The 18,547-nt window shown below is 34.9% G+C and carries 14 protein-coding genes and 1 pseudogene; 7 read left to right on the plus strand and 8 right to left on the minus strand.

Annotated features, from left to right (window positions below):
• Positions 1-224 precede the first annotated feature (224 nt).
• The 3 genes from BW986_RS20740 to BW986_RS20745 form a co-directional block, all read right to left on the minus strand.
• Positions 225-1,442, minus strand: coding sequence for a Ger(x)C family spore germination protein (locus BW986_RS20740; RefSeq protein ID WP_076370646.1), 1,218 nt, complete (start codon positions 1,440-1,442; stop codon positions 225-227).
• A 340-nt stretch (positions 1,443-1,782) separates the two neighbouring features.
• On the minus strand, positions 1,783-1,941 hold the full coding sequence (locus BW986_RS30345) for a hypothetical protein (RefSeq protein ID WP_179086126.1): 159 nt from the start codon (positions 1,939-1,941) through the stop codon (positions 1,783-1,785).
• A gap of 209 nt (positions 1,942-2,150) precedes the next feature.
• A complete protein-coding gene (locus BW986_RS20745; RefSeq protein WP_142244700.1) occupies positions 2,151-2,996 on the minus strand; it encodes a TVP38/TMEM64 family protein in 846 nt (281 codons plus the stop codon).
• A 793-nt stretch (positions 2,997-3,789) separates the two neighbouring features.
• Here BW986_RS20745 and BW986_RS20750 point away from each other — a divergent pair.
• Both BW986_RS20750 and BW986_RS30350 read left to right on the plus strand, forming a co-directional pair.
• Positions 3,790-4,626: an alpha/beta fold hydrolase gene (locus BW986_RS20750; protein WP_076370306.1), complete on the plus strand. Its 837-nt coding sequence runs from the start codon at positions 3,790-3,792 to the stop codon at positions 4,624-4,626.
• A gap of 903 nt (positions 4,627-5,529) precedes the next feature.
• Complete coding sequence (locus BW986_RS30350) at positions 5,530-5,679, plus strand: hypothetical protein (RefSeq protein WP_179086127.1); 150 nt, start codon at positions 5,530-5,532, stop codon at positions 5,677-5,679.
• A gap of 560 nt (positions 5,680-6,239) precedes the next feature.
• On the opposite strand, the gene BW986_RS20760 is transcribed toward BW986_RS30350, so the two are convergent.
• Positions 6,240-7,133, minus strand: a complete 894-nt coding sequence (locus BW986_RS20760; RefSeq protein WP_076370310.1) for a prephenate dehydrogenase/arogenate dehydrogenase family protein — start codon at positions 7,131-7,133, stop codon at positions 6,240-6,242.
• A gap of 20 nt (positions 7,134-7,153) precedes the next feature.
• Positions 7,154-7,834 carry an RraA family protein gene (locus BW986_RS20765; protein ID WP_081395730.1) on the minus strand — a complete coding sequence of 227 codons (681 nt, stop codon included), beginning with the start codon at positions 7,832-7,834 and terminating at the stop codon, positions 7,154-7,156.
• 682 nt (positions 7,835-8,516) lie between these two features.
• Between BW986_RS20765 and BW986_RS20770 the strand changes: the two genes are divergently transcribed.
• The 4 genes and pseudogenes from BW986_RS20770 to BW986_RS20785 all read left to right on the plus strand — a co-directional run bounded on the left by BW986_RS20770 (position 8,517) and on the right by BW986_RS20785 (position 13,544).
• The gene (locus tag BW986_RS20770; RefSeq protein WP_076370312.1) at positions 8,517-9,368 is read left to right on the plus strand and encodes a MurR/RpiR family transcriptional regulator; all 852 of its coding nucleotides are present in this window, start codon (positions 8,517-8,519) and stop codon (positions 9,366-9,368) included.
• An 844-nt stretch (positions 9,369-10,212) separates the two neighbouring features.
• Positions 10,213-11,511, plus strand: coding sequence for a CitMHS family transporter (locus tag BW986_RS20775; protein ID WP_076370314.1), 1,299 nt, complete (start codon positions 10,213-10,215; stop codon positions 11,509-11,511).
• A gap of 848 nt (positions 11,512-12,359) precedes the next feature.
• Positions 12,360-12,916 (plus strand): annotated as a pseudogene (locus tag BW986_RS30355) (recombinase family protein).
• Between the two features lie 187 nt (positions 12,917-13,103).
• Complete coding sequence (locus tag BW986_RS20785; protein ID WP_076370316.1) at positions 13,104-13,544, plus strand: cell wall hydrolase; 441 nt, start codon at positions 13,104-13,106, stop codon at positions 13,542-13,544.
• Between the two features lie 264 nt (positions 13,545-13,808).
• Here BW986_RS20785 and BW986_RS20790 read toward each other — a convergent pair whose 3' ends face one another.
• Positions 13,809-14,945 carry a site-2 protease family protein gene (locus BW986_RS20790; protein ID WP_076370318.1) on the minus strand — a complete coding sequence of 379 codons (1,137 nt, stop codon included), beginning with the start codon at positions 14,943-14,945 and terminating at the stop codon, positions 13,809-13,811.
• A 298-nt stretch (positions 14,946-15,243) separates the two neighbouring features.
• On the opposite strand from BW986_RS20790, the gene BW986_RS20795 reads away from it, so the two are divergent.
• Positions 15,244-15,711 carry a hypothetical protein gene (locus BW986_RS20795; RefSeq protein WP_076370320.1) on the plus strand — a complete coding sequence of 156 codons (468 nt, stop codon included), beginning with the start codon at positions 15,244-15,246 and terminating at the stop codon, positions 15,709-15,711.
• A gap of 409 nt (positions 15,712-16,120) precedes the next feature.
• Here BW986_RS20795 and blaI read toward each other — a convergent pair whose 3' ends face one another.
• A complete protein-coding gene (blaI, locus tag BW986_RS20800; protein ID WP_076370322.1) occupies positions 16,121-16,501 on the minus strand; it encodes a penicillinase repressor BlaI in 381 nt (126 codons plus the stop codon).
• Positions 16,482-18,293: a BlaR1 family beta-lactam sensor/signal transducer gene (locus BW986_RS20805; RefSeq protein WP_076370324.1), complete on the minus strand. Its 1,812-nt coding sequence runs from the start codon at positions 18,291-18,293 to the stop codon at positions 16,482-16,484. Before BW986_RS20805 ends, blaI begins: the two co-directional genes overlap by 20 nt.
• Positions 18,294-18,547 lie beyond the last annotated feature (254 nt).

Below are 18,547 nucleotides of genomic sequence, written 5' to 3' on the forward strand. Positions count from 1 at the left end.
ACTTTGCAATGCTCCCTTTTCATATGTTTAGATTGCTTTATATACGTGCCTTATTCAATCGTACTTAACATAAAATCCCCCATAAATTGAAGGGGAAAAATCTCCGAGTTTATATTGCCTTCCAGCAGGTCCATTTGTTCATGTTGGGGGCTGGACAATTGTCCAATCAAGGTTACTTTTTCTACAATTTCATCTTGCTTTTCTTTATCTTTCTACATACGTTTTCACTTCTTTGCAGATCCTGATGTTCCATAATCGTTAATCGTTAATTTTACATTAAAGTTGACCGTGGTTTCACTGAATGTTTGGTCCCAATCCTTTTTGACCTTCTTCCATACTTTGGGGTTCTCAATTCTCAATTGATTTCCGAAGCCCGCAACGTCCACTTGGTATTCTTTTTGCATTTTTTCTACTACATTCTTCACCAAGCGTTTCACTTCTTTTTCAGAGGATTTTTCTACTTTTTTTAGAAATTCATTTTTAAAAGTATCTCCCGGAACCACCCAGGTTTCAGATAGCCTTCCCTCTGATTCAATGTTTACATCAAAAGAGATGTTGTTTCCGTTAACTCGCGGTTTAATTCTGCTTTTCATGGACTCTATCTCATACACAATCTGCTGACCAGTCTCTTTATAATAGCTTTTCACTACACCGCCTTTTCCCTTGCCTGTTATCCATGTTACGCCTTCCAGTTCTTCCTCATTCAAAACACCGGTCATTTTGTGGGTCTTTCCATCGATAACGGCGGCTCCCACAAGTTTGACTTGCCCATTCACTGATAATACTTTTTGCAACAGAAAACTAGATCCTGAATGGAGCTTGCTCTGTACTTTAATTTGCGGCATAGGAGGCAAAATCCTCGTTGTTCGATAGGCATTTTCTATAATATCAACCAGGCGAAACGCTGGAATCTCTCCTGCTGTCTTTGTTTCCAGAGTTTTGCTTGCTTTTCCTTTACTAATGAGCACAAGACAGCTTGGTCTAATTTCATTATCACGAAGAACTTGATCAAGTAGATTTCCCAATTTAAACGATTTTGCAAGATCTTCACCGATGACAATCACTTTCATATGATTACTTGTTATGGGATTTTCAACTTTTAATGAGAGTTCACGAATCATCTGATGGACGGAATCTCCAGTTTCGGAAACATTCATATAAGATTTTTGTTGTGGTCCGGCTTGTTTAGTTGTTGAACTTGCAACTTCTGGAGTGATAAATTGATAGGTTGAAGTAATCAGGTCTTTTTTTGAATAATATCCTTCCTTTTGTTCATTAAACTCTTTCTCAATGATGGACTCCTTGCCTTTATCGAAGGCCAAACCTATACTTAAACTTTGCTCTTCAATTTCACGAGTGCTCCAACATCCTGTAAGAGATAAGAATAAGAGAATGGAGAGTGAAAGGAAGAGGGGCCGTATATTGATTTGTGATTGTTTCATACTTTCCTCTTTTACTCTTGAGATAATAAGCAGGGGTAGCGGGATTGAACCGAATAACAACAATGCGCCATGTCCGACGGAATCTCCGGGTATTAAAAGGTCATTGATATTTTTTTGTATCATGGCAATCATATATAAAATCGAAGCAAACCATGGATACATGTGTGAATCCTCTTTTTCGAAAGTAATAAATAGACATGATTTATAATGTGCTGTTTCAAATAATAGTATGCATGAAGTAATCGAAAGGATTTATTTACAAAAAACCTTAAGTTAACCTTGTTTTTATTCTTTTTGAAACTTGTGTTCAAGCATATAAAAAACCACTCAGAGTGGTTTTTTAATCGCGCATTGATCCTGCCTCTCGCGAAGTCATTGCACCTTGTCCTGCGCTTACATCTTTTTGGATTTGTTGTTTTACTTTTTGTGGATCAGTTCCGGAAAATCCTGGTTTCATAATTGATCCCGAACTCTTTTTAGCTTGGTGATCCTGTTGCATGCAAGTCCTCCTTAATCCATTGTTAACACTCTTATTATTCGCAAATGGCACTCAGTATATCCCGAAGATTTGAGCGGATTTTAATACTAATGGGGCAGGTTAGTTCATAAACGTAGCAACAGTGTTATGAATGAATTTGATGCCTGGTGTTTTTTATTACACAAAAAAAAAACGCTCTCCTTTCCAGCGTTTTTCCCATAATACATGCTCTATTCCATTTTTCTTTTGTTTAAAACCCATTTTACCCCTAAAGATAAAATAAACAATCCACCGGCAGCAAGTGACACAGCCCAGATTAATTCCTGTCCTGTCAGGGAGAGGGCTTTTGCCAATTCGACTGAATAGGATAGGGATGAGGCTGTCATTAGTTTTGATAGTGAAGCGATCAGGATAAATCTGCTGAAAGAAACTCCGCCTATACCCGATCCCAGGCAAATGATTTCATCTGGGATAATCGGGATAACGAACAGGAGGAAGAGGATAGCCGTTTCATTTTTTTGCATATATTTCTGGTAGCTTTGCAAGTGCTTTTCTTTTACTAATCTTAATGCAAGCTTTTGCCCACCAATCCTAGCTATAAGGAACATGATTGCTATTCCGGAAATAGTTCCGAAAAAACTTAGATAAGTTGCGGTGAATGAACCAAAAACTGCACTGCCTGCAGGAACCGTCAAAGCTTCAGGTAAGGGCAATACGATTGGCTGAAGGAAACAAATAAGGAGGAAAAGGAGTTTACTTAAGAGGGGGTTTCCTTCTAAAACGCTTCCAATACCGATCCCGTCAGTCAGAACCAAAAGCTTTGTTGTATAAAAAATCAGACAGGCAATAATCAAAAAAATGCTCAAGTACACTAATGCGAGGCGTGTAAGTTTTAAATAGTTTTCTTTTTTCATGATTATTAAAACAAGATTAATAGACAGAATGCCCATTAAAATGACTGTACATATAACTTTATATATTGTCAGCAGCGATGGCAAAAACACAAAAATGCAGATGGCTACAAAAGTGCCCATCAATAAATGCGTCCACAACTCAGGTTTCCTTCCAAGAATCACAGTATTCTTTCTCCTTTTAAGTGAATGTTATTTGTATGATTAAGTGTACTGACAAAGCCATCTTAAGAAAACAGACCTGGGGTTTAATTGAAAGTAAGACCTGAGATTTAGAATCCCTAAAGGGGAAGGATAGTTCAACAAGGTGGTTTTATCTAACATATTGCCATTTGAATGTAAAGTTCAAAAAGACGAAAGGGATATATCTTGAATTGCAGCCCTTTGTCTTACTTTGGATGTCAATTGTTCTATTCTTTTCATCCAGAAGTTATAGTAATTGAACCCATACACAAAAAAGCCTTGGACTCTATTAATTCAAGGCTTTTCGAAATCACCTTTTTATTCATCTTTTTTATTCCATTATTGGAACCTATTTCCACATTTGATGAAGTATAGTATCATGAATAGGTATTACAAACAAGGAGGGGGTATGATTAAAAGTCATGCAAGCTAATGTCATCCATTAACTAATTTCGCAAGTACACGAAACGATTGACTCCAATCAGAAAGCACTTACCGACGAAAAAAGGAAACGATATCTTCAGAGCTATTTACGACAATTTATTCATTGGATCGATCACACTCCTCTTCTAGATTAACAAAAGGAGATTATCAGTTTTAGATACCCTTCTTTTAAGTTGCATTCATGATAAAAAAGGTAGTAGGTGGGGAATTGTTACAAACAAAAGGATTATTATGCTTGGAGTCCGCAAGATAAAACGTGAAATAGGCTACGGGATTCATCCGTATCATTGGAGAATAGAATATATATCGGAATATTTTTGGAGGTAGAAAAATGGCAAAAATTACTGTAGGAACTGAAAATGAAACACCGATTGAACTATATTATGAGGATCATGGTTCAGGGAAGCCAGTAGTATTAATTCACGGTTGGCCATTAAGTGGCCGATCTTGGGAATATCAAGTTCCTGCTCTCGTTGAGGCTGGATACAGAGTCATAACTTATGACCGTCGAGGGTTCGGGAACTCTTCTCAGCCATGGAACGGTTACGATTATGACACATTCGCTACTGATTTGCACCAGTTACTAGAGCATTTGGATATCCAACGTGTGACACTGGTCGGATTTTCAATGGGGGGTGGAGAAGTAGCCCGCTATATCGGAACTTATGGAACAGATAGAGTAGAGAAGGCTGTATTTGCAGGAGCTGTACCACCATTTCTTTACAAGTCAGCAGAACATCCTGAGGGAGCATTTGATGATGCAGACATTCAAGGATTGGAAAATGGAGTGAAAAATGATCGCCTAGCATTTCTTGATGAGTTTACGAGAGGATTTTTTTCTGCTGGAGATCGAACTGACTTAGTCAGTGAACCATTCCGACTTTACAATAGGGATATTGCAGCGGGTGCATCGCCTAAAGGGACACTAGATTGTATCGCTGCTTTCAGCAAAACGGATTTCAGAGGGGATTTAACCAAGTTTAATATACCTACCCTTGTTCTTCATAGTGATTCAGATGCAATTGTTCCATTTGAATATAGTGGGAAGCTGACACATGAAGCAATTCCTGATTCTAAGGTAACTTTAATAAAGGGTGGTCCACATGGGTTCAATGCAACACATGCCAAAGAATTTAATGAAGCACTGTTAACTTTTTTAAAGAGCTGATTACAAATATTAAATTGAATTGTTCTTTTATGAAAATTATGAAAGATTATCGGAAATAACGATTTTTATGGATATAAAAGATATTGATGGAACGGTTTATACATTACATCTATTTTCATATCCAGGTATTTATATGGGTGATGTACCAGATAAACATGCATCTTACATTGCGGAAATTATATGGAGAAATGCCTCTGGGGAAAATTTACTGAATCAATTAACTTAATATAAGACCGTTACATTCAAAAAGTATTTTGAATATGGGGGCTATATTAAAGTATTCGCCCTACGAAGTAATAAGCGTATTCGATTTTAAAATCGAATACGCTTATTTTTTATTGAAAAGTAGGCTTTCCTTATTCTTATAGGTGTTTAATTAACAATAAAGTCGTACCGATTTGAAAAAAGTTTAACCGTTTTTCTTATAAGGTAATATTTGGATCAAGATAGATATAAGTAGAAAAGTTAATAACAAGGGGTGATTTTTTGGAGAAAAATATTGGGGATGTATATTTTTTTAAACAAGTAGTAAAAAGACTTTGCAAAAAAACAATATTTCCCCTCAGAAACCTAAATTTGAAATCACGAGAACGTAATGGTTATTAGCATTAAGAACCATTTAAAAGATGGAGTAGACTTAGATTATTTTAATATTTTAAACCTTATTTATCGAACAATTGGACCTTTAGAAGAGAGCTGAACAAACAAGAAATAGAATTATTGAGGCTTGATTATAGCAATGAAACGAATACCAATTATTTTACTAATTTTTTTTATGTTTTTACTGATATATGCAAAGTTAGCAGTACACTAATAAAGTAATAAGGTTTATTTCAGTAAAATAAGGTATATTATATTTGTTGAATAGATTCTCTTTAAAGACAAGAAAAGTAGGTGAACAAAGTGGGAAAATATCAATTGGATACCAAAGGTCAGGTAGCTGTGAGAAAGTTTCATGAAAAACAGAAGCCTGCCAAATTTGATAAAAAGCAGCAACTTGAAAAAATACGTGCGGAGTATTTGAAAAAGAAGCAAAAACAAACAGATAAATAATATGAATGAAAACATAGGAAGACTAAAATCTCCCTATGTTTTTCTTATTCGAAGTTCTTTTATCAATTGATGATAGAGTTTATTATTCCCATAAATTTCAGTAGCAGAATCAATAGACCAGCCGTTATTTTGGATACACCAGTAATATCCAGCAGGAATTTTTAAAACATTTGGATACTCACTTGGCTTAGATAGCTGAATAAAAAGATAAGTTCCTGCTAGGCAATTTTCTTTTAAACAGGTGCTTTAGTTCGTAAAAAGATAAAAGGAGAGCACATATTATACATGGTTAATATGTGCTCTCCTTTAATATTAAGGTTTTTATAATTTTGGTCTTGATAATTGAAGTTCAGTTATAAAATCTCGATCTTCGAAGGGTTGCTCTGTTTTGTGTAATAGCGTTGGGAAGATAAACAAAGTTACCATCATAAAAAATTGTCGCACTAAAAATCAATATTCCCTTAGGTAGATAATGTAAAATCAAAGGGGAGGTGTTATTGATTCGAAGCACAAAGGAACAGGTACCAATGGTGGTACCCTAGTGATATAGCTTATTTCATTTAACTACTTACAATTGTATTTTCTTCTTTGCATGCTTTAATGACTTCTAACCAATGATTCGGTTTTTGACCTTTAAACTTCTCTTTCAAATTGAATGTAGCTAATCTTTCTAATTTGTTTTTTGCTGCCTTAGACATGACTGAATTAAGATTAGAAGCTTCTAACATTTGGATAGAACCATCTAGTTCAATTGATCTTCTTAATGCATGAATAGACGATCCCGTTACTAATCGATTCATGGTTTCTTTAAAGCTCTTGCTATCCATAGTTTCACTTATCGAATCTAAAACCAATTCTTCTATATTAAATTCATGGGCGGCTTCTAACAACTCTAGATAAAGGGCGGCAACTCCCTTCATATAAATACTACGGACTAGTTTTATAGCAGAAGCGTCGCCAGGATTCTCACTCACCTTAGTTATATCCATGCCGTATGGAGTCATTAAGGCGATAAGCCGATCCACTCCGTTGCCACTTGCTGAAATAGGAACTTTATGTTTATAAACTGGTAAGGGCCCTAACATTGCTGCGTCGACAAAAAATGCATTCTTTTCTTGAATGTTTTTATTAATATTTTGTTTTACTACAGGAGTCGAAGCCGATACGTCAACGTAAATACAATCTTTCTTCAGATGAAGTTTTAACACTTCGCTAACCTCATAAGCTTTATCTGCTGGTACTGCTACCATGACTACATCAACTTCATTTAATACACCCTCGGGATTGGAACGAAGCTCCACTTGCGCTTGTATAGCCCGTTCTTTTATTTGCGGACCGAAAGTAGGATGGTCTAACATGACATCATGAGCCAGAATCTTTTCTAAACCTTCTTGTTTTAATCCGACGGATAATTCAAAGGCTGCTTCTCCAAATCCAATAAAACCTAATTTCATTCTAAAGTTCTCCCTTCTTTTTATAGTCCATACGCTTTTATTTGTTCTCTCAACCATGGAGGTTCAATGCTTCCTTCTGGTTTGCCTTGCTTGCGGGTTGTTTCATAAGCTGTAATGGTTTCTATGCGCGTTTTCTCATAATCTAGTTTTTTCTCTGCCTTAGAAAGAGCCACTTCAATCTTGTCTCTTGGAACCACAATAACACCATCATCATCACCAATGATCAAATCCCCTGGAATTACGGATACCCCTCCACAAGAAATAGGTTTATGAAGCTCACCAGGACCATCTTTAAGAGGACCATTTGGAATAAATCCTTTTGCAAAAATAGGGAATTTTAATTCGCTAAGTGTTTCTTTATCACGAACTAATCCATCAATGATGACTCCTTCAAGTCCAATGGCTTTCGCAGCTCCTGCCATCAATTCTCCAAGGTAGGCGTTTGAAGTATGTCCTTTTCCATCCGCAACTAATACATAACCTTCTTTCCCATCATAGATAGCTTGATGAAGGAACAAATTATCTCCAGGTCTTAAGCTTACAGTTAGAGCAGTACCAACTACTTTCATACCTGGTGCTACAGGCTTTATTTTATAATCCATAGAACCTGTACATCCCATCGCATCTGATATAAGTGTAGTGTTAAGACGTTTTGCTCTTTCGATAATTTCTTCCGACAATAACGGTGCTAAGTTACTCAATGACATACACTCCTTTACTTTTTTATGTTTCCATTAACTAAACAATTAGCTACTAAATGTAACTTGTTATCTTTGATGTACAATCAACTAAGATAACGCTTTCAAAAATTACATAATTTTTAGTGTATTTCCTGTCTCTTCAACACTTTGTCACGTTATTTTTCTAAGTTTATTGACAAAAAAAAGATTTGTAGGTCATTGGAAAATCCACTATTTTTCTTAACTTCAGTTTTAAAGTAATAAATATTACTAAAACTTGTTTGGGGGTAATATTTATTACTAATAACTTAAATGTATACTAACAGCGTTATTTATTAAAGTAAACCCTTTTTTTTAATGACATTGAAAAGAAACTGAATTTTAAGAAGAATAAGGGCTTAAGAACAAAGAAAGCGAATTAGATTGTTAACTTGAAAGGTTCAATCACCTTTATTAGCTCATTTATTCCGGAGTGCTAAAAGAAATTAATTTTATTTACTATTTATGAAGTAATCATGCATACGTTTATGGATACGTTCTAGAAGTTTCAGGTAAGGAAATTATTAATACTCTTATTTAAGGGACTCTTTTTTACATTAATAAATAAAAATGATAAAATTCAATTAAATATCGTAATAAATACTTTATTAGAATAAAAAAATATAAAATTTACACTATAATATGTTCAATTGGAGCGAATCTTATGGAAAACCCAATATTAAAATTAAAAAACAAGATATCAGAATTAACAGAAACACAACAAAGAGTTGCGGACTATATTATTAAAAATCCTGTGGATGTCGCTTTTTTAACCGTTGATCAGTTGGCTGGAATTGTAGGAACTAGTACTACCACCATTATGAGATTGACTTTTAGTCTGAATTATTCGGGATATACTGAATTTCAAAAAGGACTTCAGGAACTTTTACGTAATAGAGCAGCTCCTCAAATTAGATTAGAGGCAAATTTAAAAGATTTAAATGAAAGTGATTTGTGGATTCGCTCTGCAGAAAGTCAACTCAATAATATTCAATCTACAGTAGAGATGATTTCCACGGAGAGTTTAAATAAAACGGTGGAAATGATTGTGTCTGCAGATCGAATATTTTGTACCAGTGTGAGAAGTGGATTACCTGTGGCACAACATTTAACTTTTGGACTTAATCGTCTACTTGGAAACTGTGAATTGATTGTTGCTGATTTAAGCGATTGGGTTGATAAAGGAATTAATTTTACTTCGAAGGATTTAGTCATCGCAACCTCTTTTCCAAGATACGCTAGAAGAATTGTTGAATTCGCGATGGCAGCTAAAGACAATAACGCACAAATTATTTCTATTACTGATAGTTATTCTTCTCCTCTAGTTAAGTATTCGGATTTAGTATTGCCATGTAATTCTAGTAGTATCGCTTTTCATAATTCACCAATAGCATCTATGCTTGTAGCAGATTATCTTGTAAGCGCCATAGCCATCAATTATCCTGAAAAAACCAAAAATCGTCTTGATGAAATTAATTCAATTCTTACCAAAATGAATTATCACTATAGTGATTAAATTTATAAGGTGATAGGAACAAGGATTCAGATGAATCCTTGCTCCTATCACCTTTTTATTTCTTCTTAACCAGATATCCTACTAACCATCATCTACTCTCTGGTTGATAAAAAAAGGTTTACTTTTAATAAGCATCCATGATAGTATGCTTTTAATAGTTAAAAATATTACAACATAAACTGTATGAGTAAAAAATATTACTACAAAAAGGACGTTGATTCTTAGAGATATAGTTATTTTTCTCCAATTTCTGGTTTTGTTAAAAATATCACCAGTATATGCCGGAATATTTTGACAAAAGTAATTATTATAATATGCTGAATGACTATTGGAATCTAAGAATCACCGAATATTGCTTTATTTTTAAATTAAAGGTTTTTGAAAACGCTATCTTTTTGAGTTTTTTGTTTAAAGGTATTGAATGATCTTTATGTTACTTTAACTATTAGAAAAATTTCTTACATGTAATGAGCACTCTTTAATTAAAGTGGTGATTCATAAAAAAATTTAAATTGAAAAAGAGGTGTAATTAAGTGAATAATTTAAAACTGTAAAAATCAGATGAGACTATTAAAAGAGCAAGTTACCAGCGTATTGGTAATATTATCTTAACGGATCTAATGATCAATTGGATGTATAATTACTAGTACTTCAAGATATGGTTCATAGCAACAATTATAGGGGAATTCAATAATGTCAACTTTGTAAACCCTTACAATGAAATGATGTTAATAGTCCATTAAGCAGTGCTAACTTATATTATTGAAAATTTTCATATATGATTCGAAATAATGTATTCAACATGTATTCTAAAAAGTCAGGGAAGATAAAGAGGGGGCATACTATGTTAACATTTCTGGGATTTGCCATGATTGTGGTCTTTATGTATTTAATCATGAGTAAGCGCTTATCAGCGTTCAGTGCACTTACGGTTGTTCCAATCATTTTTGCGCTAATTGCAGGATTTACGGATTTAGGACCGATGATGTTAAAAGGTCTCGAGACTATAGCTCCTACTGCTATTATGATTATTTTTGCCATTCTTTATTTTGGTGTATTAATTGATACAGGATTATTTGATCCACTAGTAACAAGAATTTTAAAAATGGTAGGCGGTGACCCATTAAAAATTGTACTGGGCACTGCAATTTTATCATTGGTAGTTGCTTTAGATGGTGATGGTACTATTACCTACCTTATTGTAGTAACAGCTTTTCTTCCTCTATATAATAAACTGGGTATGAATAAACTCATTTTGGCCTGCATTCCTGCATTAGCGATGGGGGTTATGAACTTGTTACCGTGGGGGGGACCAGCTGCCCAAGCTACGGCGGCGGTAAAAGTGGATATAATAGACTTGCTTTTGCCAATCATTCCTTCTATGATTGCGGGTGTGTTATGGATTTTAGGAGTGGCTTACTTCTTGGGTCGACGTGAGCGTAAGAGATTAGGAGTTATCAATATTGAAGCTTTTAACGAAGAAGAAATTGCTGCTGCAGTTGAGGTAGGAATGGATTCATCAATAAAACGACCTAAATTATTTTGGTTTAACCTAGGCCTTACGATTTTAGTATTGGCAGCTTTACTTACGGGCTTTCTACCGTTGCCTGCGTTATTCATGCTCGGCTTTGCCATCGTTATGATTGTAAATTATCCAAACTTGCAGGACCAGAAGGATCGCTTACACGCACATGCAGGTAATATATTAACTGTTGTCTCCATGATATTTGCAGCAGGTGTATTTACTGGGATTATAGATGGTACTGGCATGGTTAGCGCGATGGCAGATACCCTAATTGCAGTTATTCCAGACTCTCTCGGACCAAAATTAACAGTCATTGTTGCACTTATAAGCATGCCATTTACATTTTTCATGGCGAATGCTCCCTTTTATTTCGGGATTATTCCGATTATGGCAGAAACAGCTGCCAACTTCGGTATCCATCCGATGGAAGTTGGACAAGCTTCTTTATTAGGACAACCCTTGCACTTGTTAAGTCCACTCCAAGGTTCTATCTATATATTAATGGGGCTTCTTGGTATAGAAATAGGTGATCATATTCGCTTTACAGCCAAGTATGCGGTAGGTACAGCATTAGTTATGATAATTGTTGGTGTATTGTTCGGAGTACTATCCATTTAATCATATAAACATAATAAATTGCAGAGAGCTAGTATTTCAAAATAGCTCTCTCTTTTATTGGTCTAGAATTACTTATTATAGTAACTATTTTATTTCACGCTAATTAATAAAGTACTAAAGTTGATGTTACATTTTAATAAACTTCTAATGCACCAGGATTAAGCAGCGTACAAAAGTTTTAAAAGAAGTCCAGGAAGCTTAGTAGGCCTGTATAGCAATGGGTAATGGAGATGAATAATTATTTTTTTGGCTTATCTTTACTAAAAAAACAGTGAAGGTATAGCTTTTGCATAGAAAAAGTATGTGAAATTTTGTACTTAAACTAACGGGTACGTTAGTTCATTAAAGATTACTAAAAATAATCAAACTATTTAATAAAAACCGTATACTAAATCACTAGATAAGAATCCATTTTGATCATCTTTTTCAAAATAGATTCTTTTTATTTACGCTAATATGGGGGTTCAGGAGGACCTTTTGATCAATCCCTACAGTTGATTCTTTTACGTGCAAAATAACTCTTAAAATAAGTTTAAATTATCACCTAAAGTAACAGCCTTTTCAAATCGGAAAAGTGGTGTGTTCAGAAAAGGACGAGTTATGAAACAAATAGGGTGTTCCATAAATGGATACACTGTAATGGACTAAATACTTTTTTTAGTTTGTTCAGCAATCGGGCGCGATTGCTGAACAATAAGCATTCGCTTTTTACTAGGTGGATCCGAATAGTTCTATAAATGATTGGATGTAAATAATTAAGAAGCCCAGCTAATCTTCTGAAGATAGCTGGGTTTTTAATGTTGAATGTGCAAAATAGCACTTAAAATAAGCGCAAATTAACTCCCAAAGTGACAGCAAGAGTTTCAACTACTGGCCAGGATTTAGAAACACAAAATGAAATATTGGCAAATGAAGGGTGTGAAAAGCTTTTTGTTGAGAAAGTAACTGGAACAAGTACCAAACAAAGAACTCAACTTTATGAAGCTATGGAATTTGCGCGAGAAGGAGATACATTAGTGGTAACAAAAATAGATCGTTTAGCTCGTTCTATTATGGACTTAAATAAAATAGTTCAAGGGTTGGCTGAAAAGGGGGTAAAGTTAGATCTGTAAAAGAGGATATGAAGTTTGATGGTTCAAACGAAGGAAATAGCTTACAAACACTCCTTTTTAATATTTTAGGTTCTTTTGCACAATTTGAACGTGATCTTATTGTAGAAAGAACTACAGAAGGTCGGGAGAGAGCAAAAGGGCAAGGGAAACATATGGGAAGACCAGGACAAGATGAAAAGACTTTAAAACGAGCTATTAAGCTTTATAATGAACGTGAAACAAACGGAATGAGTGTAAATGACATAGTAAAAGCTACAGGAATTCCACGTTCCACGTTATATGCTAAAAGGTAATGGGGTTGCTGTGGCAGCTCTTTTCTTATACAACTAACGGGGCAGTTTAGTTGAATGAAGGGAAAAAAGAATGTAAAAGTTTTCATTTTACTTAAAAGCTTTAAGTTATTATAACTAAGCATTTATATTATATAAATAATGACATGACTGTAGGCTATCTTTCATACAATATTTTTGGGGTGGAAAAATGGCAAGAGCAAGTTACCGAAGTTCAGACGTTGACTTAATGGCAAGGATGATGAGAGCAGAAGCCGAAGGTGAAGGACGACTAGGAATGTTATATGTTGGAAATGTAATTGTGAATCGTCTTGTAGCTAATTGTTTAGACTTTAAAGGTTTAAGAACAATTCCACAAGTCATTTATCAAGTACAAGGAGGAAATTATTCTTTTGAAGCTGTTCAAAAAGGGAATGTATTTTATCAAAGAGCGAGAGGTGTTGAAAGAAGATTAGCAGAACAGAATTTGAAGCACTGGAGACAGCATCCGGCTAGATATGCCCTTTGGTATTTCAATCCCTATGCGCCATGTCCTCCAACATGGTATGATCAACCTCATACTGGTCAATTTAAAGACCATTGTTTTTATGAACCAAAACCTGGAACATGTGATAGTGTTTATAGAGGTTAAGCTTACTCTTTGAGTAAGCTTTTTTACATATTTAAAATATTTATACAATATAAAACTTTTAGTAATAGTTTTTATCTAAAAAAGTAAGATTGTGAATTATTGTGCTTAAGCTAACGGGTGCTTTAGTACAATAGGGTGTAATAAAAGAGAGTACAAGAAGTAGTCTCTTTTATTTATACATAAACAACATTAATGTTTCACAGGCCTAAATAAATAGACAGTCAAAGGGGACCTTCATAATCGAGGTCCCTTTTTCATAATGTATTAAGGTAATAACGTTTTATAATGTTCCATTAAATCACCTGCATATAAGCTTGTTATCATTAAGAAAATGGCAAGCCCAATGTATAATGAGAACCAGATGACTTTTGTTTTGAGACTCGATGAGTAATAGGATTTCTCTTTATCCCTAATTTCAGTTTGTTCTTGAACTTCTTTAAAGAAAGTTGCTACTATTCGTTCATACGTGCCTATATTTTTAAAATCGGTCGGTCCGTACTGATATTCATTCGAATTAGCAGCATCGATTAAGGACCTATAAATATTTAATTTTACCTCGGTCAGCTGTTTTTCTTTTAGCTTATTATCATCAAATAGCGGGATATGCCAACTCTTCATGTTGTTAAACTTTTCATGTAGTTGGCTTAACTCCATATTCCAAATATTAACCAGGCGAATTTTTTCTTCATCTGTTGCACCTTCATATTGTTCTAGTTGCCTTAAACCAAATTGATTCAATTCAATGATGTTGTCTCTTTGATTTCTGGTTGTCTCGCTACGGAATTCTTTCCACCACTTAGAAATACCCAATAATAAGAAAAGAATTAAAAATGGATTTGGATGGAGAAACAAATATACAACCATTCCAATAATCCCTAATATCCAAAGCTTTGTGGATATGACTCCCACTATACGTCCTCCATCAAGAGGATGTACAGGCATTAGATTAAATAGGTTAATCATGGCTCCAAGTGTAATAACTAAAAGCCAAAATGGATTTTCCGTCATCATAAATAGAGGGATGGCTGGTAGAAATGCTAATGTACCTAATAAAGGACCTCCGAAGGCAAGATAAGCTTCTTGATTAGCATTCTTGGGTTCTTCCTTAAGGGCAATTAACGCTCCGACAAAAGGGATGAAAATGGCATTGGATGTTTTGATGCCTTTTCTCTTAGCAGCTAGTAAATGCCCCATTTCATGGATGTAAATTAGATAGACTAGGGCTACGGCAAATTTCCAACCGTAAACCAAGGCATACGCTCCTAATGAAACGAAAATAGAAATCAGAGAACCTACTTTTGCTATTTTCAATAGCGCAAACAACCATTTCATTTTTCCTAGGAAAAATAACCCGATTGCCCCCAAACTTAACCATCCTTTATTCGATTTAGATTCTTTCAAAATGTACCTCCTATAGTAAATGGGAAAACAGATGACCCCATTGACACTATGTCTATCTGAGCTCCTTCTTGATTTATCATCTTACTAATATCCTTATTATATCGTATTCGATAATCCTTTTCTTTTCCTTTAAGGAAAATTTTTCTAGAATATTAACTTTATGGAGATTGTGAAAATTTCTACTTAAACTAACGGGGCAGTTTAGTTCATTAAGAATTCACACCTATATTGGAAATCATTGTTATAATGAAGTAACTAATTTCGGTAGGAAGGTTGCTATTCAAGGTGGAGGATAGATATGAAATCTAAAAAGACAATAGTGATTATTGCTTTTGGCATAATATGTATAACTATCTTTATAAATCTATTAAAGAAGGATATATGGATTGTAAACGAAGAGTTATTAAAAGAAGAAGTGTTATCAATTGAAAATTCTGTTGAAACAATAAATTTATTGGATGTAACACCGTTTGACTGGGATGAAGTATATTCCTTTGGACCATATACCCCGAAAGAGGATATTTATGAAACGGTAGGCTATAAATGGGATACTATTAGTGAAACTGTAAATGAAGGAATGAATCAAATTGTATTTTTGAATGATGGAAAAGTGGTCTGCTATTTATATGGTTATCCTGAGAATAATGGATATGGTATATCTTTTGAATCTGAGAATTATAAAGATGCTGGTTATATGCTTTATATTAAAGATGATTTAAATTTTCAAGTAGAAAGAAGCGACAGTGTCGTATATTTGAGAAACTAAGTAAGGATATGAGTTTTTCAACTACCTGATGCTTTTTCTTACGGAACTAACGGGGCATTTTTAATTGAATAAATTCATCCTTCATAGTTAATGGCCTCTTTCATATAGCCTGCACTTGTTTTTTAGTTTATGTCTAACGGGCGCAGTATTTACAGAGAAGAAAGCGATAATTACATGAGAAATATGTCCTCAGCTATTTCGATTTCGACCGAAAAAAGCGATCAGGTTGATTGGAGCGCAAGTGCGAGACTCCTGCGGGAGCAGCGGGACAGGTGAGACCCCACAGGCGTTTACGCCGAGGAGGCTCACCGCCCGCCCCGCGGAAAGCGAGCATCTGGAGGGGAAATCAACCACACCGCTTTACTTGGAAAATAGTAACAAAGTAAGCAAAAACAGCCTTTTTTTATTATTACTTTTTAGGCTTCTTATTTAAAATAAAGCGTAATTCATTGATATCATCATCAGATAGGGTATCTTCCTGAATGAATTGGACAAGCATGGATTTCAAGGTACCTCCATAGATACGGTTGATGAATGATTCGGTCTCGGCACGCTGGCACTCTTCCTGTGTATAGAGCGGGTAAAAGGTGTAAACTCTTAGATTTTTATTGACACCTACTACATCTTTTTGAACCAATCGATCTAGAAGAGTGCGTATGGTTTTCGGCTTCCAATGGCTACTCTCCTGTAAGGAAACTATGATGTCATTTGCTGTTTGAGGGGCTTTATCCCAAAGCACGTTCATGATTTCCCATTCTGATTCTGATATGCTAGGAATGTTTTTCTCCATTTTTCTCCCCTCCATTTTCTTTATAGATTCCTAAATCTTTTAAAATTGATAAAGTAATTTCTCCCGCCTTGCTTCCAGATGAATCATCTTCATTTTGTATATCGGTAGCAAAGAAATAAGTATTGTTCTTCGTCTCTACATACCCGATAAACCAACCATTGATGTTTTTTCCATTCACTGTTCCTGTACCTGTTTTCCCTGATAGGCGGGCTTCCTCATTCTTTTCTAAGAGTAGGGCTTCCTTTACAGCTTGGATATGCCTTTCCTTATATCCCAATTGATTGTAATAAAAGGCTTGCAGCAGTTGAACCTGCTCGACTGGAGAAATTTTCAATGAGGATTCGAGCCAGAATTCACCCAATCCCCCAGATACATCGGAATTTCCATAGTTTATCTCTTGCAGATTGGATTGTATTGTTTCGAATCCTGTTCTGCGATCTAATGCTTGGAAATACCAGTTTACAGAATTTTGTAGAGCAGATGAGACATCCTGATCCATATTCCAAGCGTCATAGGGTTGCTCCGTCCCATCCCATGAAAGGGTGGATTCTTCGGGAGATATCACATTCGATTCCAGTGCAAATAAGGCACTATAGATTTTATATGTGGAATCAGGTGATACCCGCAATGTACTTTTCTCTTCATTATAAATGCGATATTGCTGTGCGTCATGATCATATAAAACAAAGCTTCCTTCATACCCTTTAAAGAGTTGATGTAAATCCTCAAAAACGACTCCATCATTATTAAAATAGTATCGGTCGTTTTCCGTCGCAAATGCGGAAACGAAAGGTAATTGGATTGTCAAAATGATACTGGCCAACACATAAATAACGACGCTTTTTCTTATTGATTTTTTTGTGGAATGTTTATAGGCAGAAATTCGTTCAATCCGTTTTTTGATTTGAAGCTTCGAACCGTTTAAATGTGTCACTATCTGTAGCTTACTTGACCGATTTGAAAGATCCAAAAAATTAATGATTGTATTTCCATATTCAATATATGAATGATCATCTAGTAACTGTAAAACAGATGTATCACATGCGATTTCCCGATCCAATCTCATTTCTCTAAAGGCAAGCCAGACAAGGGGATTAAACCAATAAATGATTTGATAGAACAATATCACGTAATTCGTCAGCAAATCCTTGTTTTTATAGTGACTCAGTTCATGAAGAAAGATATACTCGTAATTTTTCAAGCTAAGCCAGTTTTCATGCTGGGAAGGTAAGACGATATATGTTTGAAAAAGTCCGAATATCATTGGAGATTGGACTCTTTTCGAAATAATAATCTTTATTGATTTTTTAATCTGTAGTCTTTTCTTGCATTCCTCGAAAAGCACGAGAACTTCTTGATTGGAAAACGGAGAAGAATAATTCTTTATCCTTCTAAGTGTGAGCCATCCACGAACCAGAGTAAAGGTAAATAAAAGCATCCCTGACATCCATAAACCCATCACTCCAATATTAAGTAAGGACAGGTCCGGCCGATTGACCGATACAGAAAAGTCTTGTATTAGGTGCAGGCCTTGTATCATATCAGTTCCAGTTATTTTCATATTAGAGCTGGGTGCATTAGCCTGATATGCATCCCCACCGCTAAAGAGAGTACTAAAATTAAATAAATCAGTAGGTATGAATGGAAGTGCTAAAGCCATGAAAAGAAACATCCACAAATGATAGTGCCATTTTGCTGTTAATTGTCTTCCAAACCATTTTCGTATAAGCAGAATGACAGCAACGGAAAATGAAGACACCAATAGACCTATTATAAAATGAGTTAAAAACATGTCATTCAATACCAACTCTCGACTTTTAAATTTTAAAAACAGGTATATAGCATATTTATAGTGGCTTGAGGGTGAAAAAATAAAAAATTGACTTTATTTGATTACATATGTAATACTGTACTACAGATGTAATAAGACTACAAATGTAATCCGTTAAAACTCCTTGGTTTTTTCAACTCGTACATAAGAGTCTAATCAAATAATCAGGAGGTCTGCATCATGAACAAAAGATAGGGTGCAAGAGTTAAAGAGCC

The organism is Peribacillus simplex (genome assembly GCF_900156045.1).
Classification (GTDB): Bacteria; Bacillota; Bacilli; order Bacillales; family DSM-1321; genus Peribacillus; species Peribacillus simplex_D.